Origin of the sequence: Streptomyces sp. NPDC048507, assembly GCF_043199995.1 — a bacterium.
Lineage (GTDB): Bacteria > Actinomycetota > Actinomycetes > Streptomycetales > Streptomycetaceae > Streptomyces.
In genome coordinates this window covers 57792-81972 of record NZ_JBICWZ010000018.1, presented here as the reverse complement: position 1 = coordinate 81972, position 24181 = coordinate 57792, and the positions used below count along the sequence as shown (strand labels likewise).

Below are 24181 nucleotides of genomic sequence, written 5' to 3'. Positions count from 1 at the left end.
GGGGCCCGGCGGGGGCCATGCACGGAGCATGAAGAACGCGTGACGGCGGACGGCGGACGGCACCGGGGCCGACGGTGCCGGAACGCCGGAACGCCGGACCGGCCCCCGCGCGTGCGGGGGCCGGACCGGCGCGATCCGGGGATCCGGGGATCCGGGGATCAGATGGTCGAGGCGTCGATGACGAAGCGGTAGCGCACGTCGCTCGCCACCACCCGCTCGTAGGCCTCGTTGACCTGCTCGGCGGCGATGACCTCGATCTCCGAGCCCAGCCCGTGCTCCGCGCAGAAGTCGAGCATCTCCTGGGTCTCCCCGATGCCGCCGATCATCGACCCGGCCAGGGTCTTGCGGCCGCCGATGACGGAGAACAGGTTCAGCGAGACCGGCTCCTCCGGAGCGCCGACGTTGACGAACGCGCCGTCGACCTTCAGCAGGCCCAGGTAGGTGTCGAGCGGCAGCGGCGCCGAGACGGTGGAGACGATCAGGTCGAAGCTGCCGGCGAGCTCCTCGAAGGTGGTCTCGTCGCTCGTCGCGTAGTAGTGGGAGGCGCCCAGCCGCAGGCCGTCCTCCTTCTTGCGCAGACTCTGCGACAGGACGGTGACCTCCGCGCCCAGCGCGGCGGCGATCTTCACGCCCATGTGGCCGAGGCCGCCGAGGCCGATGACGGCGACCTTCTTGCCCGGGCCCGCTCCCCAGTGGCGCAGCGGGGAGTACAGGGTGATCCCGGCGCAGAGCAGCGGGGCGGCGACGTCGAGGGAGAGGCCCTCGGGGATGCGGACGGTGTAGTTCTCGTCGACGACGATGTGGGTGGAGTAGCCGCCGTAGGTGGGCTCCCCGTCCTTGCCCACGGCGTTGTACGTGCCGGTCATGCCCTGGACGCAGAACTGCTCCTGCCCGCGCAGGCAGTACTCGCACTCCCGGCAGGAGTCGACCATGCAGCCGACGCCCACCCGGTCCCCGACGGCGAACCGGGTGACGCCCGCACCGACCTCGGCGACGATCCCGGCGATCTCGTGGCCCGGGACCATCGGGAAGATGCCCTCGCCCCAGCCGTCCCGGGCCTGGTGGATGTCGGAGTGGCAGATGCCGGCGTACTTGATGTCGATGAGGACGTCGTGCTCGCCCACCGGACGGCGCGGGACGGTGGTGCGCTCCAGCGGTGCCTTGGGGGCGGGGGCGGCGTAGGCGGCGACCTGGGTGACGGACATGGGGTGATCTCCTCGGACGAGGACGCGCGGCTCCGGGGGTGGAAACGGGCCGCGGCGTCCGTGCAGCGGTGGTGCGGTGCGTCCCACGATGCCGTTCCCGGCGCACGCCACCCAGCCCCCTGCCGAGCCTAGGACTGCCGGACCTACCCCTGGCGGGGTCAGGATGACCCCCGCGCCGGCGATCCCGTCCGGGGATACTTGCGCCATGGACCACCTCGATCAGCGCGCCGAACTGGGAGAGTTCCTCCGCACCCGCCGGGCCCGGCTGCGGCCCGAGGACGTGGGCCTGCCGGACTACGGGCGCCACCGCCGGGTGCCGGGACTGCGCCGCGAAGAGCTGGCGCAGCTGGCCGGGGTGTCGGTGGCGTACTACACGCGGCTCGAACAGGGGCACGGCCAGAACGTCTCCGCGGAGGTGCTCGACGCCATCGCGCGGGCGCTGCGCCTGGACGGTACGGAATCGGCGCACCTGAACCACCTGGCGAGCCCCCGCACCCGCAAGCGCAGCCGCCCGAGGCGCCCGCAGCAGGTCAGGCCGGGGCTGCGGTCGCTGCTGGAGGCGATGGACGGCGTACCGGCGTACCTGGTGGGGCGGCGCCAGGACGTCATCGGGTGGAACCCGCTGGCCGCGGCCGTCTTCGGCGACTTCGGGGCGATGCCGGCGGCCGAGCGGAACCTGGTGCGGCTGGTGTTCCTGGACCCGGCCACGGCGGAGCTGTACGCGGACTGGGAGTGCCGGGCGTGCGAGGTGGTCAGCAACCTGCGCATGTACGCCGGCCAGTTCCCGGACGACGAGCAGCTGTCGGCGCTGGTCGGCGAGCTGTCGGTGAAGAACGAGGAGTTCCGCCGGCTGTGGGCGGCGCACACCGTCGCCGACAACAAGACGCACGGCGTGAAGCGGCTGCGGCACCCGCTGGTGGGCGCGCTGGACCTGTCCTTCGAGACGCTGACGCTGCCCGACGACCCGGCGCAGTTCCTGGTCACCTACCACGCCGAGCCGGGCTCCCCGTCGGCCGACGCCCTGCGCATGCTGTCCTCCTGGTCGGCCCCCTCGCCCTCGTCCTCTTCGGCGCCGTCCGCCCCCGCCGACCAACAGGGCTGACGGCGCCCGGCCCTACAGCCCGAGCTGGAAGAGGCCCGCGCCGCGCTCCCGGCGGTAGCCCAGGGCCTCGTTCACGGCCCGCATCGGCCCGTTGCCGTCGGCCACCGTGGTACCGATCCGGCGCAGCCCCGGGTGGCGGGCGGCGGCCCGCTCCAGCATCCGGAGCTTCACCGCCCGGCCGAGGCCCCGCCCCCGGTGCCGGGGCACGACGACGGTGTCGTACTGGAGGGCGCGCGGGCCCTCGGGGTCCGGCAGCACCAGCACGGTGTACGCGGCGACCTCCCCGGCGGGGGTGAGCGCCGCGACGGTGGTCATCTCGCCGCCCCGGTCCAGGACGAGGCGCTGTGCGGCCCGCACCCGCGCGGCCGTCCAGGGCCGGAACTCCTCGTCGCTGTCGCCGCTCGGCGCGTCCTCCATCGCCCCGTGGGCCACGGCCAGGGCCGGGGTCCAGGCGTCGGGGACCAGGCCGGACCAGGTCAGGAGCTCGTAGCCGGGGGTGTCGGGAGCGGCCGGAGCGGTGGCGGGCAGCTCCTGGACGTACCAGGCCATCGGCAGCACGTTGCGGAAGCCGAGGGACTCGGCGAAGGCCTGCCCGGGCCCGCCGAGGTCGGCGACGGTGGCGACGGAGGTCCGGCCCCGGGCGAGCAGTTCCGCGCGGACCCGCTCCCACAGGGCCGTGCCCACGCCCCGCCGGCGGGCGTCGGGCCGTACGGTCAGCTCGTCGAGGAACGCGGCGTGGGTGTTGCCCTCCTCGGTGAAGAGCAGCAGGGCGGCCTGCCCGTCGCCCTCCCCGGTGGTCCAGCGGACGGCGTCGCCCCGGCTGGACGGCACCCCCAGCCGCCCGGCCGCCTCCACCCGGGCGGGCGGGGGCAGACCGGGCAGGGCGGCCGCGTCGACGGCGTGGGCCGCGACCTGGACCGCCCACCAGGCGTCCACCTCGGCTTCGGCGGGGGGCCCGGACCGTGCGTTGATCTTCGTCATGCCCCGGACCCTAGACCGTGCCCGGGGACGTGCGCTCAGGGGTTTTCTCAGGGGTTTTCGGTGACCGTGACCCGGCCGCGCCGGATGGTCGCCACGCGCGGGGCGCGGCGGGCGAGGGCGCTGTCGTGGGTGACCATCACGAAGGTCAGGCCGTGTTCCTTCCACAGGCCCTCCAGCAGGTCCATGACCTCGTCGCGCATGGACTCGTCGAGGTTGCCGGTGGGCTCGTCGGCCAGCAGCACCTTGGGCTTCTTCACCAGCGCCCGCGCGATGGCGACGCGCTGCTGCTGGCCACCGGACATCTCCCCGGGCAGGTGGCCCATCCGTTCGCCGAGGCCGACCGATTCCAGGGCCTCGGCGGCCCGGGCCCGCCGCTCGGCGGCCTTGAGGCCGAGGGGGACGAGGGCCGTCTCGACGTTCTCCTGGGCGGTCAGGGTCGGGATGAGGTTGAAGGACTGGAAGACGAAGCCGATGCTCTCGGCGCGGACGCGGGTCAGCCGGGCCTCGGAGACGGTGGCCAGGTCGAGCCCGTCCAGGACGACCTGGCCTGCCGTGGGGCGGTCGAGCGCGCCGAGCATCTGGAGCAGGGTGGACTTGCCGCCGCCGGTGGGCCCCTGGATGACGAGCCGGCCGCCGTCCTCGATGGTCAGGTCGACGCCGGCGAGCGCGTCGACGGTTTCCTTGCCGCGCCGGTAGCGCTTGGTGACTCCGGTGAGCTGGTACATCTGGTTCCCTCGGTTGCTGTGGGGGTACGCGGCCACGTGCGTGGCCCGTACGGACGGGCGCGGGCGGACGGGCGGACGCGGCGCCCGGCTACTCGACGCGGCGCAGGGCGTCCGCGGGCCGCAGCCGCGAGGCGCGCCAGCCGCCGAAGCCGCCCGCGACGAGGCCGCCGGCCACCGCGAGGCCGACGGCCAGGCCGATGGTGGAGAGCGAGACGGGCGCGGTCAGGGCCACGTCCAGGGCCTTCCCGGCGGTGTGCCGGGCGGCGCCGCCGAACATGCGGCCCCCGCCGCCCCCGCCCGGGCCGCCCGCCCCGCGGCCGCCGCCGGCGCCCGCGAGCTGCGCGGTGAGGCTGGGGCTGACCGCGGTGATCACGTAGGCCGCGCCGAGGCCGACGCCGATGCCGAGAACTCCGCCGATCAGGCCGTTGACCAGGGCTTCTCCGGCGACCTGCCGGGTGACGCGGCCGCTCTTCCAGCCGAGCGCCTTGAGGGTGCCGAACTCCCTGACCCGCCGGGAGACGGCGGAGGAGGTGAGCAGGCCCGCGACGAGGAAGGCGGCGGCGAGGACGGCGTAGGAGAGCCACTTGCCGACGGTGGAGGCCAGCGAGGAGGCCGTGGAGAGAGAGCCGGAGACGGTGTCGGCGAGGTCGGCCGAGGTGGTCACGGTGGTGTCGGGGACGTTCTTCTGGATGGCCTGCTTGACGGAGCCGATCGCCTGGGAATCCTTGGCCTGCACGTAGACCGTGGTGATCTTGTCGGCGGCCTCGGCGAGGGTCTGGGCCTGCTTGAGCGGGAGGTAGACGTTGGCGGTGGCGTCGCCGCTGTCGGCGGTGGCGATGCCGATGATCTTGAACGGGGTGTTCTTGATGGTCAGCGTGGCGTCCACGGCGAGCTTGTTCTGGGTGGCGTAGGCACTGTCCACGACGGCGACGGCGGTGTCGGCCTCGCCGGCCTGGAAGGTGCGGCCGGAGGTGATCTTCGAGGTGGTCAGGGGGCCGAGCGCGGGGTGCGCCACGTCGGCGCCGTAGACGGAGAAGGAGTTGACGTCGAAGTTCGCGCCGCCGCCCTCGACCGACCCGCCCTGGCCGCCGCCCGTACCGCCCGGGCCGCCGCCCTGGCCGCCGCCCGCGCCGCCCCGGCCGGTTCCCGTACCGCCCTGCGAGCGCCTCAACTCGCCCCGCTTGAACTGGCCGTTGACCTTCATCACCTGGAGGCTGAGGCCGCCCACCGCCTGCGCGACCCCGCTCTGGCCGGACACCTGCCCGACCGTGGCCGCATCCAGGGTCTGGAAGCCCTGCGGCATCACGATGTCGTGGCTCTGCTCGGCGTCCGCGTTCGCGTCGCCCTCGCCCTTGGCGTCGAACTGGAAGCGGGGCCTGGAGGGCTGGCCGTTCTCCCCCGGCGGGGCCTGCGCCTTGGTCACGGTCATGTCCGTGCCGAGGCCGTAGAGCGACTGGAGGACCTTGTCCTGGGCCGCGTTCATGCCCGCCGACACGGAGGTGACCACGATGACGAGGGCGATGCCGAGGGCGAGCCCGGAGGCGACGACGAGCGCGGCCTTCCGGCGGCGGCGCAACTCGCGCCGGAGGTAGGTGAAGAACATGCGGCCGAAAGTAGGCGGCACCCCTGATGGCCGGATAAGGCGCGGGTAAGAGTCGGATGAGAAGCACGGAAAAGCCGGACGGCGGGACCCCTGGTGGGGTTCCCGCCGTCCGGCTTCGAAGCCGTCAGACCGTCAGACCGTCAGACCGTCAGGCCGTCAGATCCGGATCAGGCCGAGGGACCGGCCTTCCACTCCGCCCAGCTCATGTTCCAGCCGTTGAGGCCGTTGTCGGGCTTGATGGTCTTGTCCGGGGAGTTCATCACGGTGACCACGTCGCCGATGAGCGAGTTGTCGAAGAACCAGGCACCGGCGGTGTCCGGGTCGCCCGCGCCCTTGGAGTCGTTCAGACCGACACAGCCGTGGCTCGTGTTCACGCTGCCGAAGATCGAGTCGGATCCCCAGTAGTTGCCGTGGATGAAGGTGCCGGAGGTCGACAGCCGCATGGCGTGCGGGACGTCCTTGATGTCGTACTCGCCCTTGCCCTCACCGTTCTTGAAGCCGACGGTGGCGCCGTCCATCCGGGTCTCCTTGAACTTCTCGGAGATCACCATCTGGCCGTTGTACGTCGGGTTCTCCGGGGAGCCCGCCGAGATCGGGATGGTCTTGAGGACCTGCCCGTCCCGGGTGACCGTCATCTTCTTCGTCTTGGTGTCGACCGTGGAGACCTGGCTCCGGCCGATCTTGAAGTTGACCGTCTTGTTCTGGACGCCCTGGATGCCGGGAGCACCCTGCACGCCCTCCAGCGCCAGCTTCAGCGTGACGGTGGAGTTCGCCTTCCAGTACTCCTCCGGGCGGAAGTCGAGGCGCTGGTTGCCGAACCAGTGGCCGACGATCTCCTGGCCGCTGCTGGAGGAGACGGTGATGGCCGCCTGGACGGCCTTCATGTCCTTGATCGGCTTGTTGAAGGTGATGGAGACCGGCATGCCCACGCCGACCGTCTCGCCCTCGTCCGGGATGTACGAGCCGATGAAGCTGTTCTCCGGGGAGACCGTCGTGAAGGAGGTGTTCTCGTGCGCCTCGCGCCCGGCCTCGTCCTTCGCGGTCGCCGCGAGCGCGTACTTCGTGGAGCGCTTGAGCGCGCCCTCCGGCTTCCAGCTCTTGCCGTCGGAGGAGATCTTGCCGGCCACGGCGGTGCCGTCCGTGGTCTTCAGTTCGACCTTGGTGAGCGTACCGTCGCTGACGGTGACGTTCGTGGCGTCGTTCAGGCCGATGTTGGTCGCGCCGTCCTTGGGCGTGATCGCTATTCGCGCCTTGGAGGTGTCCTTGGCGGCCGCCGCGTCCACATCCGCCTGCGACTTGCCCGTTTCGCCGTTGCCCTGTGCCTTCTCGCTGCCCCCGTCGTTGCAGGCCGAGAGCATCAGTACGCCACCGAGCACGGCGGATACGGCCACCAGGGACCGCCTCCGCCGCTTGCTGTACGTCCTCACACGTCACTCCATCGTTGCCGGAAACCCCGAGGCTGCATTCCCGGGATCGGGCCGGGCAGGGGTGCGAACCCCTGCTCGTCCTGACAACGCGTTACGACGCGGAACGGTTCCACATTCCGTTCGGATGTGTGCAACCCCACGGTCAGGCGTTGTCGGCCTCTTCCTCGAAGTCACCATCTTCCCCGTCCAGGTCCCACTCCAGGGACTCGGGGTCGTATTCGACCGGTTCGCTGCTCCAGGAGGCCTGCGCAAGCTCCACTCCCGACAGCTCCGCGACCAGGTCGGTGGGGTCCACCAGGTAGGCCAGGGCCTCCGATTCGTCCTCCCGCACGGCCGATTCGGCGTGCCCGCGCTCCTCGTCCGGCATGAACTCGTCGGCCTTGATGTGCGCGAGGGCGGCTCCGATCAGGGCATCCGAATCGGTCACCTCCAGTACCAAATCCACCCGAAGCCGTACGTATCGTGATGTCTCAGAAGGGTTCATACGACGGAGAGTAAGCCCGCGACAGCCTCGACTTTCCCGCGACCCGCCCCTTTCACTAGCATCTGCCCACACGGCCAATTCGCTGCTTCCGCAAGGGGGATCGCACCGTGTCCGCACCTCGACCGCTGCTCACCGCTCTCGGAGCGACCACCCTCCTCGCCGCCCTCTGGTTCGTCCCCTCGGCGAACGCCACGGCCCCCGGGCACCCGGCGGGCACCTCCGGCGCGCCCGCCGCCGCCAACACGGGCACCGTCACCGGCACCGGTACGGGCACCGGCAGCATCGCCGAGGCCGGCGAGCCCGAGGGGGCCGCCGTGGTCACCCTCTCGCTCGCCGACACCGGCGGCGTCGACACCACCCCGTACGTGGTGGGCGGCACGCTCTGCCTGGGGCTGGGGGCCGGGTTCGTGGCCTTCTCGGTACGCCGCTCGCGCGCCCAGTAACCGCTCCGCGCCCGCCCCCTCCCGCGCCGTACGCGAAGGGCCGCGCCCCCGGGGATCGGGTCCCCGGGGGCGCGGCCCCCGTACGTGCCCGGCCGGGCCAGCGCCTCAGGCCAGCGGGCCCGTCACCGGCTCCACGGCGGCCACGAGCGCGCCCGCGCGCACGAAGGCGTCGGCGGCGGCCAGGTCGGGGGCGAGGAAACGGTCCGGCCCCGGACCCTCCACGCCCGCCGCCCGTACCGCGTCGATGGCCGCACGGCTGGCCGGAGCCGGGGTGAGGTGCTCGCGCAGCTCGATGGCGCGGGTGGCGGCGTAGAGCTCGATGGCGATGATCCGCGTCAGGTTGTCGATGGCGGTACGGAGCTTGCGCGCGGCCGACCACCCCATGGAGACGTGGTCCTCCTGCATGGCGGAGGAGGGGATCGAGTCGGCGGAGGCCGGCACGGCGAGCCGCTTCATCTCGCTGACCAGGGCCGCCTGCGTGTACTGGGCGATCATCAGACCGGAGTCCACACCGGCGTCGTCCGCGAGGAACGGCGGCAGGCCGTGGCTGCGGTTCTTGTCGAGGAGGCGGTCCGTGCGGCGCTCGGCGATCGAGCCGAGGTCGGCGGCCGCGATGGCCAGGAAGTCCAGCACGTACGCCACCGGGGCGCCGTGGAAGTTGCCGTTGGACTCCACGCGCCCGTCGGGCAGCACCACCGGGTTGTCGACGGCGGCGGCCAGCTCTCGGGAGGCGACCAGCGCGGCGTGCGCCAGCGTGTCGCGGCCCGCGCCGGCGACCTGCGGGGCGCAGCGCACCGAGTAGGCGTCCTGCACGCGCGGCGCGGACTCCTCCTGGAAGTGCCCGGTGAGCCCGGACCCCTTCAGCACGGCGGCCATGTTGGCGGCGGAGGCGCTCTGGCCGGGGTGCGGGCGGATGGCGTGCAGCTCGGGCTGCAGGACCTTCTCGCTGCCGAGCAGGGCCTCCAGCGTCAGCGCGGCGGTGATGTCGGCGGAGGTGTACAGGGTGCCGAGGTCGGCCAGGGCCATGACCAGCATGCCGAGCATGCCGTCGGTGCCGTTGAGGAGGGCGAGGCCCTCCTTCTCGCGCAGCTCGACGGGCTCGATCCCGGCCTCGGCGAGCAGCTCCCCGGCGGGCCGGACGGTGCCGTCGGGGCCCTCGGCGTCGCCCTCGCCCATCAGCGCCAGGGCGCAGTGGGAGAGCGGGGCGAGGTCGCCGGAGCAGCCGAGGGAGCCGTACTCGTGGACGACGGGGGTGATCCCGGCGTTGAGCACGTCGGCCATGGTCTGGGCGACGGAGGGGCGCACGCCGGTGTGCCCGGAGGCCACCGTCTTCAGGCGCAGGAACATCAGGGCGCGCACGACCTCCCGCTCGACGCGCGGGCCCATGCCGGCGGCGTGCGAACGGACGATGTTGCGCTGGAGCTGCGCGCGCAGCTCGGGGCTGATGTGCCGGGAGGCCAGGGCGCCGAAGCCGGTGGAGACCCCGTAGACGGGCTCGGGCTTGGCGGCGAGCGCGTCGACGATCCCGCGGGCGCGGGCGAGCGCGTCGAGCGCCTCGCCGGACAGCTCGACCCGCGCGTTGCCCCGGGCGACCGCGATGACGTCCTCGGCGGTGGTCCCGGACGTCCCCACCACGACAGTGTGCATATCCATATTCAGCACCCTACGGACTGAATCCCAACCTGTCACTAGCCAACATTGTCACGATCCCGCCAGGGGTGCGCCCCTTACCGGACCCCCGCCGTGGGCCCCGCCGGGAACCCCGTCACGGCCGCCCCCGGAACCGGCGGCGCTCCCCCGGCGCCTCCCGGGCGGCGGCCGCGTCGGCCAGCCGGACCACCGCCGTGTCGCGCCCCGCCACCACCGGCCCCGCCGACCGCGCCGCCTTCGCCTTGTACTGCGCCGCGTCCGCCAGCCGGAACAGCCGGCGCGAGGACTTCACGGGGCCGATCGGGTCCCCCGTCGAGGCGACCCCGCAGGCGACCCCCTCGCCCAGTTCCAGCTCGGCGGCCCGTACGCAGACCTCCTCGGTCACCCGGACCACCTCGTCCGCCGACGGACCCGAGCTGACCAGGCAGAACTCGTCCCCGCCCAGACGGGCGACCAGCGCACCCGCCAGCATGGCGCCGCACAGGCTCAGCACCGACCCGAACCGTTCCAGCAGCCGGTCGCCCGTCGCGTGCCCGTGGGTGTCGTTGACCTTCTTGAGGCCGTTCAGGTCACAGACGACCAGGCTCACCACCGCCCCGGTGCGCCGGTGCTCCTCCAGCGCCTCGTCCAGCCGCATGTCCACGGCCCGCCGGTTGGCGAGCCCGGTCAGCGGGTCGGTGAAGGCCAGCCGGCGCGCCTCCTCCAGCCGCTCGTTCTGCGCGAGTCCGGCCGCGACCACCGCCGCCAGCACCGTCGCGAACTCGGCGTCGTCCCCGTCGAAGTCCGCCAGCCCCTCGTCGCGGGCGACGTACAGCTCGCCCCAGGCCCGTCCGCTCAGCACGATCGGCGCGACCACGCACGAACCGCGCCCGCGCCGGCGCAGGGCCTCGCCCCGGCGGCCGGGGCGCTCGCCCACCGCGCTCTCCACCCAGGCGTGCGGCCCGCCGCCGCCGGCCCAGCGCTCGTGCAGGAACTCGGTGATCTCCGGGAAGTCGTGCACGGGGTAGGACTCGTCCTCGGGGAACTCCTCCTCCCCGGCCCGCCGCCCGCCCTCGTTCACGAGCACGCGCAGCCGCCCCCGCTCGCGCTCCCACGCGGAGATCGCGGCGAACGACCCGTCCATGGCCAGGCGCGCACCCCGCGCGGCCGCCCGGACGCTGTCCCGCGGTGCGCACGCCGCCGCCATGGCCTGCGCGAGTTCCACGACGGCCCGCAGCCGCCCGTCCACTCCCATCACCCCAGATTAGGGGTTTTGTCCGATTTGGTGACGGCGGGCGCGTCGTTCGGCGGCCGCTACTCCCCGGGCCAGTTCGGCTTGCGCTTCTCGTTGAACGCCGCCACGCCCTCGGCCCGGTCCCCCGAGAAGGCCACCGTCCGCCAGGCCGCGTCCTCGATCTCCAGCCCGGCCGCCAGGTCCATCCCGTGCCCCAGCCGCAGCGCCCGCTTGGCCGCGCGCAGCCCGACCGGGGAGTTCGCCGCCATCGCCGCCGCCAGCTCCAGGGCCCGCTCGCGGTCCTCGCCCGCCGGGGCCACCGAGTCCACCAGGCCCAGCGACAGGGCCTCCGCGGCCTCCACCCGGCGCGCGGTGAAGATCAGCTCGGCCGCGCGGGCCGCCCCGACCCGCCGGGGCAGCAGCTGCGTACCGCCGCCGCCCGGGATCACGCCCACCGACACCTCGGGCAGGCCGACCACCGCCGTCGCGTCGGCCACGATCACGTCGCAGGCCAGCGCCAGCTCGAAGCCGCCGCCCAGGGCGAAGCCGTGCACCGCGGCGATCGTCGGCACCGGCAGGTCCAGCACGCCCCCGTAGGCCCCGCGGGCGGTCGGCCGCTGCCGCACCAGCTCGGCGTCCGAGAAGGAGTTGCGCTCCTTGAGGTCGGCGCCCACGCAGAAGGCCCGCTCGTGGGTGGAGGAGAGCACGACGACCCGCACCGAAGCGTCGGCGGCAAGCGCCGCGCAGGCGGCCCCGATGGACCGCGCCATCTCCGTGGACACGGCGTTCATCGCCTTGGGCCGGTCCAGCACCAACTCGGCGACGAACCCGCCGTCGCCGTGGCGCCGCACCCCGACGAACTCCCCGAACCGGACCTCGTCCACAGCCACGCCACCCTCCCGGTTAACGAACGTTACCCGGGGATCTTAGGCGCCCTGCGCGTCAGCGACCAGGGCTCCACGACACCCAGACCGCGCACCGGCCGCTGCCACATCGGCTGGAGCGCGAAGCGGTACGTGCCGCCGCCCTGCTCGGTCTCGGCGTCCTTCTCCGACTTCGGCGCGGCCCCCGTACGGCTCAGCTCCTCGGCCATGGCGCCGTCCACCAGCACCGCGTCCTTGGGGGCTATGGAGGTCAGCCGCGAGGCCAGGTTCACCGTCGTGCCGAACACGTCGCCCATCCGGGTCGTCACCGTGCCGAAGGCGATGCCCACGCGCAGTTCGGGCATCTGCGGATCGGCCTCCATCGTCTCGATCAGCCGCAGCGCGATCTCCGCCGCCGTCGACGCGTCGTCGGCCGCGTACAGCACCTCGTCGCCCAGCGTCTTGATCAGCCGGCCGCCGTGCGCCGCCACCAGGTCCGCCGCCGTCGTCTCGAAGGCCTCGACCAGCTCGCCGAGCTCCTCCTCCTCCAGGCGCCGGGTCAGCCGCGTGAAGCCCACCAGGTCCGCGAAGCCCACCGCGAGGCGCCGGTCGACCATCTCCTCGTCGTCCGCGACCTGCACGACCCGGCCCGTGGCCGCCGCCAGCTGGCGGCGCCACACGTAGACCAGGAACTCCTCCAGCTCCGGCAACAGCAGCTCGACCAGCGGGTACGTGACCTCGGTACGGGTCATCCCCGCTTCGGGGGGCTCCGTCAGGCCCTCCAGGAACGAGTCGATCTGCCACTCCGCCAGCCGGGCGGTGGTCTGCCCCGTCGAACGGGCCACCTGCACCGCCATCGGCTCGCTCAGCAGCCCCGCCTCGACGAGACCGGCCAGCCGCCGCAGGGCCAGTACGTCGGCCTCCGTCAGGGCCTTGGCCTGCCCGATGTCCGCGAAGCCCATCGCCCGCCAGAAGCGCGAGGCCAGCTCCATCGACACCCCGGCGCTGCGGGCCGCCTGGAACGGCGTGTACCGCCGCTCGGCGCCCAGGATCAGCTGCTCCAGCCGGATGGCGAGCGGATCCGCGGTGGGCTGCGCGGTGTGGTCCACCTCGTGCATGGGAGTGTGCTGGTCACGCCCGATGGGGGTGCCGTGACCGCCCCCGGAGCCCGATCCGGACGGGGACGCGCCGGACGTAGAGTCGTCGACGGTCAAGGGCCGCCTCCTGTCCATTCCGTGCGCACTGCGAAACCGGGTGATCACCGCGGGACCGGGATCGCCTAAACCATACGGCAGGTGTGCCGTAGCTCACTCCCCATCGTGGGTGCGGACGGTTTCCGGCGCCCGCCCCGCGATCCGGGCCCGGGGCACGGGGGCCCGCCCCCGGGCGGCGGCGCCGCCCGGGGCCCCGCCGGGGTCAGCGCACGGAGCGCAGGTGCACCACGTCTCCCGCCCCGACGGCCTCCCGCTCGCCCTCCGGGGTACGGATCACCAGCCGTCCGTCCGCGTCCAGCGCTTCGGCCGTTCCGGTGAGCGTGCGCCCGCCCGGCAGCTCCGCGCGGACGTGGCGGCCCAGCGTCGCGCAGCCGGCCGCGTACGCCTCCTGGAGCCCGCACTCCCCGGGGTCGCCGCCGGCCTCGCGCCAGTTCCCGTACCACTCCTCCAGGGACCGCAGCACCGCCTTGAGCAGCGGCTCGCGGTCGGTCACCGCGGCCTTGGCCAGCAGCAGCGACCCGGCGGCCGGCACGGGCAGCTCGTCCTCGGTGAGGCTCACGTTGAGCCCGATCCCGACGACGACCCCGTCCCCGACCCGTTCGGCGAGGATGCCGCCGGTCTTGCGCTCCTCCCCGTCCACCGCAACCAGCAGGTCGTTGGGCCACTTGAGCTCGGTGTCCGTGCCCGCCGCCCGGGACAGCCCCTGCGCGGCGGCCACCCCGGCCAGCAGCGTCAGCCACCCCCACCGCTCCTGCGGCACGCCCGCGCCCGGCTTGAACAGGACGGAGAAGAACAGCCCCGACCGGGCCGGCGCCGTCCAGGTTCGGTCCAGGCGGCCGCGCCCCGCGCTCTGCTCCTCGGCGACCAGCACGGCCCCCTCCGGCAGCCGCGCGGCCCGCGCCGCGAGATCGGTGTTGGTGGACCCGGTGGCGGCGACCACCTCCAGGGAGGTCCACAGCCCGCCCTCGGCGACGAGGGCCCGGCTCAGCGCCGCGGCATTGAGGGGAGGCCGGTCCAAACTCGACCAGCGTCCCGCGGAACCTCCGGCTGAGGGCTCTGATGACATGATCGGATTCCTTATGTCGCCGTACGTGACCCCATGACCCGAGCCTGAGTCCGGATCATGACCGACCCTAGCTTCCGGGCCGTGGGGAATTCTGCGGTAAACAGGGCGTTCAGATTCCGTTTTTACCCGGACGACGCGCAGGGGCGAGCACGGCGGGCGCTGGCACGGCAGGAGAAGAACAGCAGGAACCCGGCCGACGCCCGCACCAGAGTGGCGAAGCTCCACGCGGCTGCGCGGCCTGCGGAGCCGTCGCGGACGAGCTGCCCCTGACCGTCCGCGAGTGGACGTGCTCGGGCTGCGGTACGGTCCACGACCGGGACGGGAACGCGGCGAACCACCTCCGGGGGAGCGGGCGCAAGACCTGAACGGGGTTCCCCCGTCCACGGCGGAGCGCGACGGAGCGGGAAGCCCCGCCCGCGAGGGCGGGAGCCGCCTCCCCTAGGGAAGGCGGCGATGCCAGGCAAGCCAATGCAGGTGTGTCAAACGCCGCACTGCCGAGCGCCATGCCCGCCGATACGCTACGCACCAGTAGCCAGCAGCAGTCATTCAATTGACCAGGCAGTTGACACCACACAGGGAGCCGCGACCCCGATGTCACAACCCTCAGAGCCGATCGACACGCACACGACCGCGGGCAAACTCGCGGATCTGCGCCGCCGCGTCGAGGAAGCCACCCACGCCGGTTCCGGGCGGGCCGTCGAGAAGCAGCACGCCAAGGGCAAGCTGACGGCCCGTGAGCGGGTCGCGTTGCTGCTGGACGAGGGGTCCTTCGTAGAGCTGGACGAGTTCGCCCGGCACCGATCCACCAACTTCGGGCTGGAGAAGACCCGCCCCTACGGCGACGGCGTCGTCACCGGCTACGGCACGGTGGACGGCCGTCCGGTGGCCGTGTTCTCGCAGGACTTCACCGTCTTCGGCGGGGCCCTCGGCGAGGTCTACGGCCAGAAGATCATCAAGGTGATGGACTTCGCGCTGAAGACCGGCTGCCCGGTCATCGGCATCAACGACTCCGGCGGCGCCCGCATCCAGGAGGGCGTCAGCGCGCTCGGCATGTACGGCGAGATCTTCCGCCGCAACGTCCACGCCTCCGGTGTGATCCCGCAGATCAGTCTGGTCGTCGGCCCCTGCGCCGGCGGCGCCGTGTACTCCCCGGCCATCACCGACTTCACCGTCATGGTCGACCAGACCTCGCACATGTTCATCACCGGACCGGACGTCATCAAGACGGTCACCGGCGAGGACGTCGGCTTCGAGGAGCTCGGCGGTGCCCGCACCCACAACAGCACCTCCGGCGTGGCGCACCACATGGCGGGCGACGAGAAGGACGCCATCGAGTACGTCAAGTCCCTGCTGGCGTACCTGCCGTCGAACAACCTCTCCGAGCCGCCCGCGTTCCCGGAGGAGGCGGACACCGAGGTCGGCGCGTCCGACCTGGAGCTGGACACGCTGATCCCCGACAGCGCGAACCAGCCGTACGACATGCACACCGTGATCGAGCACGTGCTGGACGACGGCGAGTTCCTGGAGACGCAGTCGCTGTTCGCCCCGAACATCCTCACCGGCTTCGGCCGGGTCGAGGGGCACCCGGTGGGCATCGTCGCCAACCAGCCGATGCAGTTCGCCGGCTGCCTGGACATCAACGCCTCCGAGAAGGCGGCTCGGTTCGTGCGGACCTGCGACGCCTTCAACGTGCCGGTGCTGACCTTCGTCGACGTACCGGGCTTCCTGCCGGGCACCGACCAGGAGTACAACGGGATCATCCGGCGCGGCGCGAAGCTCATCTACGCGTACGCCGAGGCCACCGTCCCGATGATCACCATCATCACCCGCAAGGCCTTCGGCGGCGCCTACGACGTCATGGGCTCCAAGCACCTCGGCGCCGACCTGAACCTGGCCTGGCCGACCGCGCAGATCGCCGTCATGGGCGCCCAGGGCGCGGTGAACATCCTCCACCGGCGCACCATCGCCGAAGCGGGGGACAATGAGGTGGAGGAGGTGCGCGCCCGCCTGATCGGCGAGTACGAGGACGCGCTGCTCAACCCCTACACGGCCGCCGAGCGGGGATACGTCGACGCGGTGGTCATGCCGTCCGAGACCCGCGCCCACGTGGTCAAGGGGCTCCGCCAGCTGCGTACCAAACGGGAGTCCCTGCCCCCGAAGAAGCACGGCAACATCCCCCTCTAGGCCCCCGAGGAGCTCACCGTGATGATCAAGGTCGTCAAGGGCAACCCGACCCCCGAGGAGCTGGCCGCCGCACTGGCGGTGGTCCAGGCGCGCGCGGCGGCGCTGGCCTCGGCCCCGTCGGGCGCGCCCCGGGTCCCGGACGAGTGGGCGTCCCCGCGCCGCGTGGCGCGGCGGCGGCTGCCGCAGCCGGGCCCGCACGCGTGGGGCCGTACGTACTGGCCCGCGCAGGGCTGAGCCGGGCCGTGACCCGGGGAACATGACGCGAACGGACGGTGGCGCCTGAGTACGTGTACTCAGGCGCCACCGCCGCGGCGGGGCCAGGATCGGGGCATGCTCTGGTCAGACCCGAAGGACGAGCCGCCCGAGGACATGCGCGAGGCCCAGGCGATGCTCCGGCGGCTGCTGCTGCTGCTCGCGCTGGCGATGGTCGTCGCGGTGTACGTGCTCGGCATAGCCCCGTTCTGATCGCCGCGCCCCAGCCGCCGGGGGCGGCCCCGGGCCGCCCTACGATGGCCCCATGACCGTAGAGCCACAGCGCACGCTCGTCCTCGCCTCCGCCTCCCCCGCCCGGCTGAACCTGCTGCGGCAGGCCGGCCTGGCCCCGCACGTGATCGTCAGCGGGTTCGACGAGGACACCCTGGACCACGACGAGCCGGCCGAGCTCGCCCTCGCCCTGGCCGAGGCCAAGGCGGCCGTCGTGGCGGGGCTGGAGGAGGCCGCGGGCGCCCTGGTGATCGGCTGCGACTCGGTGCTGGAGCTGGACGGCGAGGCCCTCGGCAAGCCGGCCGACGCCACGGAGGCCACCGCCCGCTGGAAGTCGATGCGCGGCCGGGCCGGGATCCTGCGCACGGGCCACTGCGTCATCGACACGGCCACCGGCCGTCAGGTCTCGGCGACCGCCTCCACGACGGTCCGCTTCGGCGAACCGACGGACGCGGAAGTGGCGGCGTACGTGGCGAGCGGCGAGCCGCTGCACGTGGCGGGGGCGTTCACCCTGGACGGCCTGTCGGCGCCCTTCATCGACGGCATCGACGGGGACCCGGGCAACGTGATCGGCCTCTCGCTGCCGCTGCTGCGCTCCCTGCTCGGCGAACTGGGCGTTTCGATCACGGACTTGTGGGCCTGAGCTCCTTGACCGGCGGCCCCGGCCGGACCCGGCCCGCGGGGTAGAGCGTCAGGGTCAGCACGAGCAGGCACAGGATCAGCATCGTCGCCGCGAAGGCGCCCCAGCCGACGAGCCCCACGGCCAGGGCGCCGAGGAGGACGTGGGCGAGCGCGGCGGCGATGAGCACGACGCGGGCGAACCGGCCGGGCGCCCGGTCGCGCAGGCCGGTCAGGGCCAGCAGTACGGCCGACAGCAGCAGGAAGGCCCCCAGGGCCGCGCCGAGCCCGTAGGTGGCCGCGGACATGACGTCCGGGTCCATGCCGGCGATGGACATCGACTGGTTCGCGGTCGTCCGGCCGAGGACGACGTGGACGAGCACCAGGACCGCCGCCTCCACGGCCAGCGCGAGCGCGCCCAGCCCGGCCGTGAATCTGCGCAGCACGACGCCCCCATCCCCCGCACACCACAAGCGTGTTCGACGCCCTGGAGGCTACTAACGAGTAAACCTGCGGACAAGGGGGCGGGGCGGCTTCGTTACGCGAGCCCTCCGTGACGGCTCTCACTCAAAGAATGCATAGGCCGTTCGTAGGGACTCGACAAAGAATCAGCGGGGGCCGCTGACCCGCCGGACAGAGACCTTCTCCGCGCAACGGGGTTACTGTGCAGTCGGGGATCTCCCTGACCTGGGGCGACACAAGGGCTTTCGCGGTACGAGGACCCTCGCGTCACCCTCTGTGTGGGCAAGCTCACCACCGGGGAAGGGTCGAAAGGCCGTGTCGGCTGTCCCTAAACTCAGCTTGTTTCAAGGAGGGAGCCATCGTGCGCAAGGTGCTCATCGCCAACCGTGGCGAAATCGCTGTCCGCGTTGCCCGGGCCTGCCGGGATGCCGGGATCGCGAGCGTAGCCGTCTACGCCGATCCGGACCGGGACGCCCTGCACGTCCGCGCGGCAGACGAAGCTTTCGCGTTGGGCGGTGACACCCCGGCCGCCAGCTACCTCGACTTCGCGAAGGTCCTGCAGGCCGCGGCGGACTCCGGGGCCGACGCGATCCACCCCGGGTACGGGTTCCTGTCCGAGAACGCCGAGTTCGCCCAGGCCGTCCTCGACGCGGGGCTGACCTGGATCGGGCCGCCCCCGCAGGCCATCCGCGACCTCGGGGACAAGGTCGCCGCCCGGCACATCGCCCAGCGGGCCGGCGCGCCCCTGGTCGCGGGCACCCCCGACCCGGTCGCCGGATCCGACGAGGTCGTCGCGTTCGCCCGCGAGCACGGCCTGCCCATCGCGATCAAGGCCGCCTTCGGCGGCGGCGGCCGCGGCCTGAAGGTCGCCCGCACGCTGGAGGAGATCCCCGAGCTCTACGACTCCGCCGTCCGCGAGGCCGTCGCCGCCTTCGGCCGGGGCGAATGCTTCGTCGAGCGCTACCTCGACAAGCCCCGCCACGTCGAGACGCAGTGCCTGGCCGACACCCACGGCAACGTCGTGGTCGTCTCCACCCGCGACTGCTCGCTCCAGCGCCGCCACCAGAAGCTGGTCGAGGAAGCCCCCGCCCCGTTCCTGACGCCCGCCCAGAACGAGGAGCTGTACGCCGCCTCGAAGGCGATCCTGAAGGAAGCCGGCTACGTCGGCGCGGGCACGGTGGAGTTCCTGGTCTCCGCCGACGGCCTGATCTCCTTCCTGGAGGTCAACACCCGCCTCCAGGTCGAGCACCCGGTCACCGAAGAGGTCGCCGGCATCGACCTGGTCCGCGAGATGTTCCGGATCGCCGACGGCGAGGAGCTCGGCTACGGCGACCCGGTCCTGCGCGGTCACTCCTTCGAGTTCCGCATCAACGGCGAGGACCCCGGCCGCGGCTTCCTGCCCGCCCCGGGCACCGTCACCCGCTTCGCTCCCCCCACCGGCCCGGGCGTGCGCCTGGACACCGGTGTCGAGTCCGGCTCGGTCATCGGCCCGGCCTGGGACTCCCTGCTGGCCAAGCTGATCGTCACCGGCGCCACCCGCGAGCAGGCGCTCCAGCGTGCCGCGCGCGCCCTCGCCGAGTTCGAGGTCGAGGGCATGGCCACCGCCATCCCCTTCCACCGCGCCGTCGTCACCGACCCGGCGTTCGCGCCGACGGACGGCAGCCCCTTCACCGTCTACACCCGGTGGATCGAGACCGAGTTCGTCAACGACATCCCGGCCTTCGTCGCCCCGGCGGCCGAGGACACCGAGGACGAGCCGAGCCGCGAGACCGTCGTGGTCGAGGTCGGCGGCAAGCGCCTGGAGGTCTCACTGCCCTCCTCGCTGGGCATGACCCTGGCCCGCACCGCCGCCGCGGGCGGCGCCAAGCCCAAGCGGCGCGCGGCCAAGAAGTCCGGTCCCGCCGCCTCGGGCGACACCCTCGCCTCGCCGATGCAGGGCACGATCGTGAAGGTCGCGGTCGAGGAGGGCCAGCAGGTCAACGAGGGCGACCTGATCGTGGTCCTGGAGGCCATGAAGATGGAGCAGCCCCTCAACGCCCACCGCTCGGGCACCATCGTGGGCCTGAACGCCGAGGTCGGCGCCTCCCTCACCTCCGGCGCCACCATCTGCGAGATCAAGGACTGACCTCCCGGATCCCCGCACGTGACGAGGCCCCGCCCGGGAAACCGGGCGGGGCCTCGTCGTCCTCCGGAGCCGGTCCGGGCGGTCTTCGCCGGGCCACCCTGGCGGGAGCGGCCCGACGGACACCGTCCGTCCGCGGATCCGGCGGTCAGCGGCGCCGCATGTCCGCGACGCGGGCCCGTTCCCCGGCCTGCTGCTCCAGCATCGACGCGGGGGCACTGCGCAGCTGGGCGGTGGGGCCGCCGCGCCGCTGGACCGGCAGCGGGGATTCGCGGCGGGGCCTGCGGCCCTGCATGCCCTCCCCGCCCGCGCCGCCGCCGTGGCCCCCGCCGGAGGCCACCGCGGCGCCCGCCACGGTGATCTGCACGCCCTGGTCGGCCAGTGCCTGGAGCTCGGTGGCGGCCCGGTCGTCGTGCGGCGGCGGCTCGTCCGTGACCAGTCGCGTCATGACGTCCGTCGGGACGGTCTGGAACATCGTGTCGGTGCCGAGCTTCGTGTGGTCGGCGAGCACCACCACCTCCGCCGCGGCCTGCACCAGCGCCCGGTCCACGCTCGCGGAGAGCATGTTGGAGGTGGACAGCCCGCGCTCGGCGGTCAGGCCGCTCCCGGACAGGAAGGCCCGGGACACCCGCAGCCCCTGGAGGGACTGCTCGGCGCCGCTGCCCACGAGGGCGTAGTTGGACCCGCGCAGGGTGCCGCCGGTCATCACCACCTCCACCCGGTTGGCGTGCGCCAGGGCCTGGGCGACGAGCAGCGAGTTGGTGACGACGGTGAGGCCGGGCACCCGGGCGAGCCGGCGGGCCAGCTCCTGGGTCGTGGTGCCCGCACCGACGACGACGGCCTCGCCCTCTTCGACGAGGCCGGCCGCGACGTCGGCGATGGCGGTCTTCTCCGCGGTCGCGAGGTGGGACTTTTGCGGAAAGCCGGACTCCCGCGTGAAACCGCCCGGCAGTACCGCACCGCCGTGCCGGCGGTCGAGGAGTCCTTCTGCCTCCAGTGCCCGCACGTCCCGCCGTACGGTCACTTCGGAGGTCTGGACGACGCGGGCGAGCTCACGGAGCGAGACGGCTCCGTTGGCGCGCACCATTTCGAGGATCAATTGGCGACGTTCTGCAGCGAACACGAAACTGACAGTAATGCCAGCGACCGTCTGCTTTCAGCTCTTTGCGCCGGAATACCGAAGTTGTCCATACGGTGGGCCGACTAGTGGTATACGCGGCGGGGCCGCAGCGCGAACATCCGCGGCACATCCGCCCCTCACCTCGACTCCCGCCCCAACCTCCTTGCGGGAAGGGGCGGTTGGCCGCGGCTCAGACCTCGCCGGCCGCCTTGCGGGTGTGCAGCTGACGGGCGACCTCGGCGATCGAACCGGACAGGGAGGGGTACACCGTGAACGCGTTTGCGATCTGCTCGACCGTCAGGTTGTTGTCGACCGCGATCGAGATCGGGTGGATGAGCTCGCTCGCGCGCGGCGAGACGACCACGCCGCCGACCACGATGCCGGTGCCCGGGCGGCAGAAGAGCTTGACGAAGCCGTCCCGGATGCCCTGCATCTTCGCGCGGGGGTTGCGCAGCAGCGGGAGCTTGACCACGCGGGCGTCGATCTTGCCCGCGTCCACGTCGGCCTGGGTGTAGCCGACGGTGGCGATCTCCGGGTCGGTGAAGACGTTCGAGGAGACCGTCTTGAGGTTGAGCGGGGTCACCGCGTCGCCGAGGAAGTGGTACATCGCGATGCGGCCCTGCATGGCGGCCACCGAGGCCAGCGCGAAGACGCCCGTGACGTCACCGGCCGCGTAGACGCCCGGCGAGGTGGTGCGGGAGACCTTGTCGGTCCAGATGTGGCCGGAGTCCTTGAGCCGGACCCCGGACTCCTCCAGGTTCATGTCCCGGGTGTTCGGGATGGCGCCGACGGCCATCAGGCAGTGGGTGCCGCCGATGACGCGCCCGTCGGACAGGGTCACCTCGACTCGGTCGCCCACCCGCTTGACGGACTCGGCGCGCGAGCGGCCGACGACGTTCATGCCGCGGCGGCGGAAGACGTCCTCCAGGACGGCGGCGGCGTCGGGGTCCTCGCCGGGCAGCACGCGGTCGCGCGAGGAGACCAGCGTCACCCGGGAGCCGAGCGCCTGGTACGCGCCGGCGAACTCGGCGCCGGTGACGCCGGAGCCGACGACGACGAGCTCCTCGGGCAGCTCCTCCAGGTCGTAGACCTGGGTCCAGTTCAGGATCCGCTCGCCGTCGGGCATCGCGTCCGGGATCTCGCGGGGGTGCCCGCCGGTGGCGATCAGGACGGCGTCGGCGGTCAGGATCGTCTCCGTGCCGTCGGCGGCCGTGACGATGACGTCCCGCGTGCCGTCGATGCCCTGCGGGCCGCCGAGCTTGCCGCGGCCGCGCAGGACGCGGGCGCCGGCCCGGGTCACGGAGGCCGTGATGTCGTGGGACTGGGCGAGCGCGAGGCGCTTGACGCGCCGGTTCACCTTGCCGAGGTCCACGCCGACGACGCGCGCGGCCTGCTCGATGTGCGGGGTGTCGTCCGCGACGACGATGCCCAGCTCCTCGTACGACGAGTCGAAGGTCGTCATGACCTCGGCGGTCGCGATGAGAGTCTTCGAGGGCACGCAGTCGGTGAGCACCGACGCCCCGCCCAGACCGTCGCAGTCCACGACGGTCACCTCCGCGCCGAGCTGGGCCCCCACCAGGGCCGCCTCATACCCGCCGGGTCCGCCGCCGATGATCACGATCCGGGTCACGAAAAGTCCGCCTCACGTCTACCCGGCCGGCTGCCGCCCCGGCCGGTGTTCCGGGGGGTCTCCCCGGGGGATGCATTCCGTGCCCCATTGTCCCGCACTCATCAAGGTGCTTCTCCCCCGGTGCCACCCCCGGTCCGCCATCCGGGCACGCGGGCCGGGGCGCCCCTCCCGTACCCTCGACCTCATGTCGCTCTACGCCGCGTACGCCGGCAACCTCGACCCGCGGCTGATGACGCGCCGCGCTCCGCATTCGCCGCTGCGCGGCACGGGCTGGATCAACGACTGGCGGCTGACCTTCGGCGGCGAGCAGATGGGCTGGGAGGGCGCCCTCGCCACGGTCGTCGAAGCCCCCCGCCACCAGGTCTTCGTCGCCCTCTACGACATCGCGCCGCTGGACGAGGACTCCATGGACCGCTGGGAGGGCGTCGGGCTCGACATCTACCGGCGCATGCGGATCCGGGTCCACACCCTGGACGGCGAGGAAGCCGCGTGGGTGTACGTCCTGAACGGCTACGAGGGCGGTCTGCCCTCGGCGCGCTACCTGGGCGAGATCGCCGACGCCGCCGAATCGGCCGGCGCCCCGCACGACTACGTCATGGAGATCCGCAAGCGCCCTTGCTGATCTCCGCCCGGCCTCCAGCGGGTCCCCGGCGGCCCTCCGGGCCGCGCGGCGCCCGCCGGGGACGATTCGGCGGAAACGACAAGGCAACGATCCGAACACCGTGAGCTGCGCCATCTACGCGCGTAGGCCGAGAGCGGCTACGCTCGTCCGCGTGAACGCATCTGTTACCGACCCCTTCGCCCACGCCGACGCCGCCGCCACCCGCCTGCGCGAGCTGACCGGCGTCGATTCCCACGATGTCGCCCTCGTCATGGGCTCCGGCTGGGCCCCCGCCGCCGAGGCGCTCGGTGCGCCCGAGGCCGAGTTCCCGGTCACCGAACTGCCCGGCTTCCCGCCCCCGGCCGTCGAGGGCCACGGCGGCAAGATCCGCTCGTACAAGATCGGCGAGAAGCGCGCGCTGCTCTTCCTCGGCCGGACCCACTACTACGAGGGCCGCGGCGTCGCCGCCGTCGCGCACGGCGTCCGCACCGCCGTCGCCGCCGGCTGCAAGACCGTCGTCCTGACCAACGGCTGCGGCGGTCTGCGCGAGGGCATGAAGCCCGGCCAGCCGGTCCTGATCAGCGACCACCTCAACCTGACGGCCACCTCGCCGATCGTCGGCGCGAACTTCGTCGACCTCACCGACCTGTACTCGCCGCGCCTGCGCGCGATGTGCAAGGAGATCGACGCGAGCCTGGAGGAGGGCGTCTACGTCCAGTTCCCCGGCCCGCACTACGAGACCCCGGCCGAGATCAACATGATCCGCGTGATGGGCGCCGACCTGGTCGGCATGTCCACCGTGCTGGAGGCCATCGCCGCCCGTGAGGCCGGCGCCGAGGTCCTGGGCATCTCCCTGGTCACCAACCTGGCGGCGGGCCTGTCCGGCGAGCCGCTCAACCACGAAGAGGTCCTCCAGGCCGGCCGCGACTCGGCCGCCCGCATGGGCACGCTGCTGACGCAGGTCCTCGCCCGCATCTGATCGACG

Annotated in this window: 24 protein-coding genes; 10 read left to right on the top strand and 14 right to left on the bottom strand. The window is 72.8% G+C overall.

Annotation, left to right across the window (positions count from 1 at the left end):
- Positions 1 to 158: 158 nt before the first annotated feature.
- The gene (locus ACGFXC_RS32300; RefSeq protein ID WP_393718433.1) at positions 159 to 1205 is read right to left on the bottom strand and encodes an NAD(P)-dependent alcohol dehydrogenase; all 1047 of its coding nucleotides are present in this window, start codon (positions 1203 to 1205) and stop codon (positions 159 to 161) included.
- A 205-nt stretch (positions 1206 to 1410) separates the two neighbouring features.
- Here ACGFXC_RS32300 and ACGFXC_RS32295 point away from each other — a divergent pair, with 205 nt between their 5' ends.
- Entirely contained in the window at positions 1411 to 2307 is an 897-nt protein-coding gene (locus tag ACGFXC_RS32295) for a helix-turn-helix transcriptional regulator (RefSeq protein WP_393718432.1), read from the top strand.
- Between the two features lie 12 nt (positions 2308 to 2319).
- On the opposite strand, the gene ACGFXC_RS32290 is transcribed toward ACGFXC_RS32295, so the two are convergent.
- The 5 genes from ACGFXC_RS32290 to ACGFXC_RS32270 all read right to left on the bottom strand — a co-directional run bounded on the left by ACGFXC_RS32290 (position 2320) and on the right by ACGFXC_RS32270 (position 7470).
- Entirely contained in the window at positions 2320 to 3288 is a 969-nt protein-coding gene (locus ACGFXC_RS32290) for a GNAT family N-acetyltransferase (protein WP_393718431.1), read from the bottom strand.
- A 47-nt stretch (positions 3289 to 3335) separates the two neighbouring features.
- Positions 3336 to 4013, bottom strand: coding sequence for an ABC transporter ATP-binding protein (locus tag ACGFXC_RS32285; RefSeq protein WP_393718430.1), 678 nt, complete (start codon positions 4011 to 4013; stop codon positions 3336 to 3338).
- 88 nt (positions 4014 to 4101) lie between these two features.
- On the bottom strand, positions 4102 to 5616 hold the full coding sequence (locus tag ACGFXC_RS32280) for an ABC transporter permease (protein ID WP_393718429.1): 1515 nt from the start codon (positions 5614 to 5616) through the stop codon (positions 4102 to 4104).
- A 167-nt stretch (positions 5617 to 5783) separates the two neighbouring features.
- Complete coding sequence (locus tag ACGFXC_RS32275) at positions 5784 to 7043, bottom strand: Ig-like domain-containing protein (RefSeq protein WP_393718428.1); 1260 nt, start codon at positions 7041 to 7043, stop codon at positions 5784 to 5786.
- Positions 7044 to 7185: 142 nt separating this feature from the next.
- Complete coding sequence (locus ACGFXC_RS32270) at positions 7186 to 7470, bottom strand: hypothetical protein (RefSeq protein WP_393718427.1); 285 nt, start codon at positions 7468 to 7470, stop codon at positions 7186 to 7188.
- Between the two features lie 164 nt (positions 7471 to 7634).
- On the opposite strand from ACGFXC_RS32270, the gene ACGFXC_RS32265 reads away from it, so the two are divergent.
- On the top strand, positions 7635 to 7970 hold the full coding sequence (locus tag ACGFXC_RS32265; protein ID WP_393718426.1) for a hypothetical protein: 336 nt from the start codon (positions 7635 to 7637) through the stop codon (positions 7968 to 7970).
- A gap of 105 nt (positions 7971 to 8075) precedes the next feature.
- On the opposite strand, the gene hutH is transcribed toward ACGFXC_RS32265, so the two are convergent.
- The 5 genes from hutH to ACGFXC_RS32240 all read right to left on the bottom strand — a co-directional run bounded on the left by hutH (position 8076) and on the right by ACGFXC_RS32240 (position 13976).
- Positions 8076 to 9617 carry a histidine ammonia-lyase gene (gene hutH, locus ACGFXC_RS32260; protein ID WP_393718467.1) on the bottom strand — a complete coding sequence of 514 codons (1542 nt, stop codon included), beginning with the start codon at positions 9615 to 9617 and terminating at the stop codon, positions 8076 to 8078.
- Between the two features lie 118 nt (positions 9618 to 9735).
- On the bottom strand, positions 9736 to 10854 hold the full coding sequence (locus tag ACGFXC_RS32255; protein ID WP_393718425.1) for a diguanylate cyclase domain-containing protein: 1119 nt from the start codon (positions 10852 to 10854) through the stop codon (positions 9736 to 9738).
- A gap of 59 nt (positions 10855 to 10913) precedes the next feature.
- Positions 10914 to 11717 (bottom strand): enoyl-CoA hydratase/isomerase family protein, encoded by an 804-nt coding sequence (locus tag ACGFXC_RS32250; RefSeq protein ID WP_393718466.1) that lies wholly within the window; start codon positions 11715 to 11717, stop codon positions 10914 to 10916.
- A gap of 29 nt (positions 11718 to 11746) precedes the next feature.
- A complete protein-coding gene (locus ACGFXC_RS32245) occupies positions 11747 to 12910 on the bottom strand; it encodes an adenylate/guanylate cyclase domain-containing protein (RefSeq protein WP_393718424.1) in 1164 nt (387 codons plus the stop codon).
- 202 nt (positions 12911 to 13112) lie between these two features.
- A complete protein-coding gene (locus tag ACGFXC_RS32240; RefSeq protein WP_393718423.1) occupies positions 13113 to 13976 on the bottom strand; it encodes a biotin--[acetyl-CoA-carboxylase] ligase in 864 nt (287 codons plus the stop codon).
- Positions 13977 to 14089: 113 nt separating this feature from the next.
- Here ACGFXC_RS32240 and ACGFXC_RS32235 point away from each other — a divergent pair, with 113 nt between their 5' ends.
- The 5 genes from ACGFXC_RS32235 (at position 14090) to ACGFXC_RS32215 (ending at position 17286) form a co-directional block, all read left to right on the top strand.
- Entirely contained in the window at positions 14090 to 14341 is a 252-nt protein-coding gene (locus ACGFXC_RS32235) for a zinc ribbon domain-containing protein (protein ID WP_393718465.1), read from the top strand.
- 226 nt (positions 14342 to 14567) lie between these two features.
- Positions 14568 to 16160 carry an acyl-CoA carboxylase subunit beta gene (locus ACGFXC_RS32230; protein ID WP_393718422.1) on the top strand — a complete coding sequence of 531 codons (1593 nt, stop codon included), beginning with the start codon at positions 14568 to 14570 and terminating at the stop codon, positions 16158 to 16160.
- A gap of 21 nt (positions 16161 to 16181) precedes the next feature.
- Positions 16182 to 16394 carry an acyl-CoA carboxylase epsilon subunit gene (locus ACGFXC_RS32225; protein WP_351823105.1) on the top strand — a complete coding sequence of 71 codons (213 nt, stop codon included), beginning with the start codon at positions 16182 to 16184 and terminating at the stop codon, positions 16392 to 16394.
- Positions 16395 to 16490: 96 nt separating this feature from the next.
- Positions 16491 to 16625: a morphogenic membrane protein MmpB gene (gene mmpB, locus ACGFXC_RS32220; RefSeq protein WP_393718421.1), complete on the top strand. Its 135-nt coding sequence runs from the start codon at positions 16491 to 16493 to the stop codon at positions 16623 to 16625.
- A 52-nt stretch (positions 16626 to 16677) separates the two neighbouring features.
- Positions 16678 to 17286, top strand: coding sequence for a nucleoside triphosphate pyrophosphatase (locus ACGFXC_RS32215; protein ID WP_393718420.1), 609 nt, complete (start codon positions 16678 to 16680; stop codon positions 17284 to 17286).
- On the opposite strand, the gene ACGFXC_RS32210 is transcribed toward ACGFXC_RS32215, so the two are convergent.
- Complete coding sequence (locus ACGFXC_RS32210; RefSeq protein ID WP_393718419.1) at positions 17267 to 17707, bottom strand: hypothetical protein; 441 nt, start codon at positions 17705 to 17707, stop codon at positions 17267 to 17269. The two genes, ACGFXC_RS32215 and ACGFXC_RS32210, sit on opposite strands and share 20 nt — an antisense overlap.
- 377 nt (positions 17708 to 18084) lie before the next feature.
- Here ACGFXC_RS32210 and ACGFXC_RS32205 point away from each other — a divergent pair, with 377 nt between their 5' ends.
- Positions 18085 to 19848, top strand: coding sequence for a biotin carboxylase N-terminal domain-containing protein (locus ACGFXC_RS32205; protein WP_393718418.1), 1764 nt, complete (start codon positions 18085 to 18087; stop codon positions 19846 to 19848).
- Between the two features lie 145 nt (positions 19849 to 19993).
- On the opposite strand, the gene ACGFXC_RS32200 is transcribed toward ACGFXC_RS32205, so the two are convergent.
- Positions 19994 to 20968, bottom strand: coding sequence for a DeoR/GlpR family DNA-binding transcription regulator (locus tag ACGFXC_RS32200; RefSeq protein ID WP_351823002.1), 975 nt, complete (start codon positions 20966 to 20968; stop codon positions 19994 to 19996).
- A gap of 187 nt (positions 20969 to 21155) precedes the next feature.
- Positions 21156 to 22595, bottom strand: a complete 1440-nt coding sequence (locus tag ACGFXC_RS32195) for an NAD(P)H-quinone dehydrogenase (protein WP_393718417.1) — start codon at positions 22593 to 22595, stop codon at positions 21156 to 21158.
- Positions 22596 to 22779: 184 nt separating this feature from the next.
- Between ACGFXC_RS32195 and ACGFXC_RS32190 the strand changes: the two genes are divergently transcribed.
- Positions 22780 to 23217, top strand: coding sequence for a gamma-glutamylcyclotransferase (locus ACGFXC_RS32190; protein WP_351822996.1), 438 nt, complete (start codon positions 22780 to 22782; stop codon positions 23215 to 23217).
- 151 nt (positions 23218 to 23368) lie between these two features.
- A complete protein-coding gene (locus ACGFXC_RS32185; protein WP_351822993.1) occupies positions 23369 to 24175 on the top strand; it encodes a purine-nucleoside phosphorylase in 807 nt (268 codons plus the stop codon).
- Positions 24176 to 24181 lie beyond the last annotated feature (6 nt).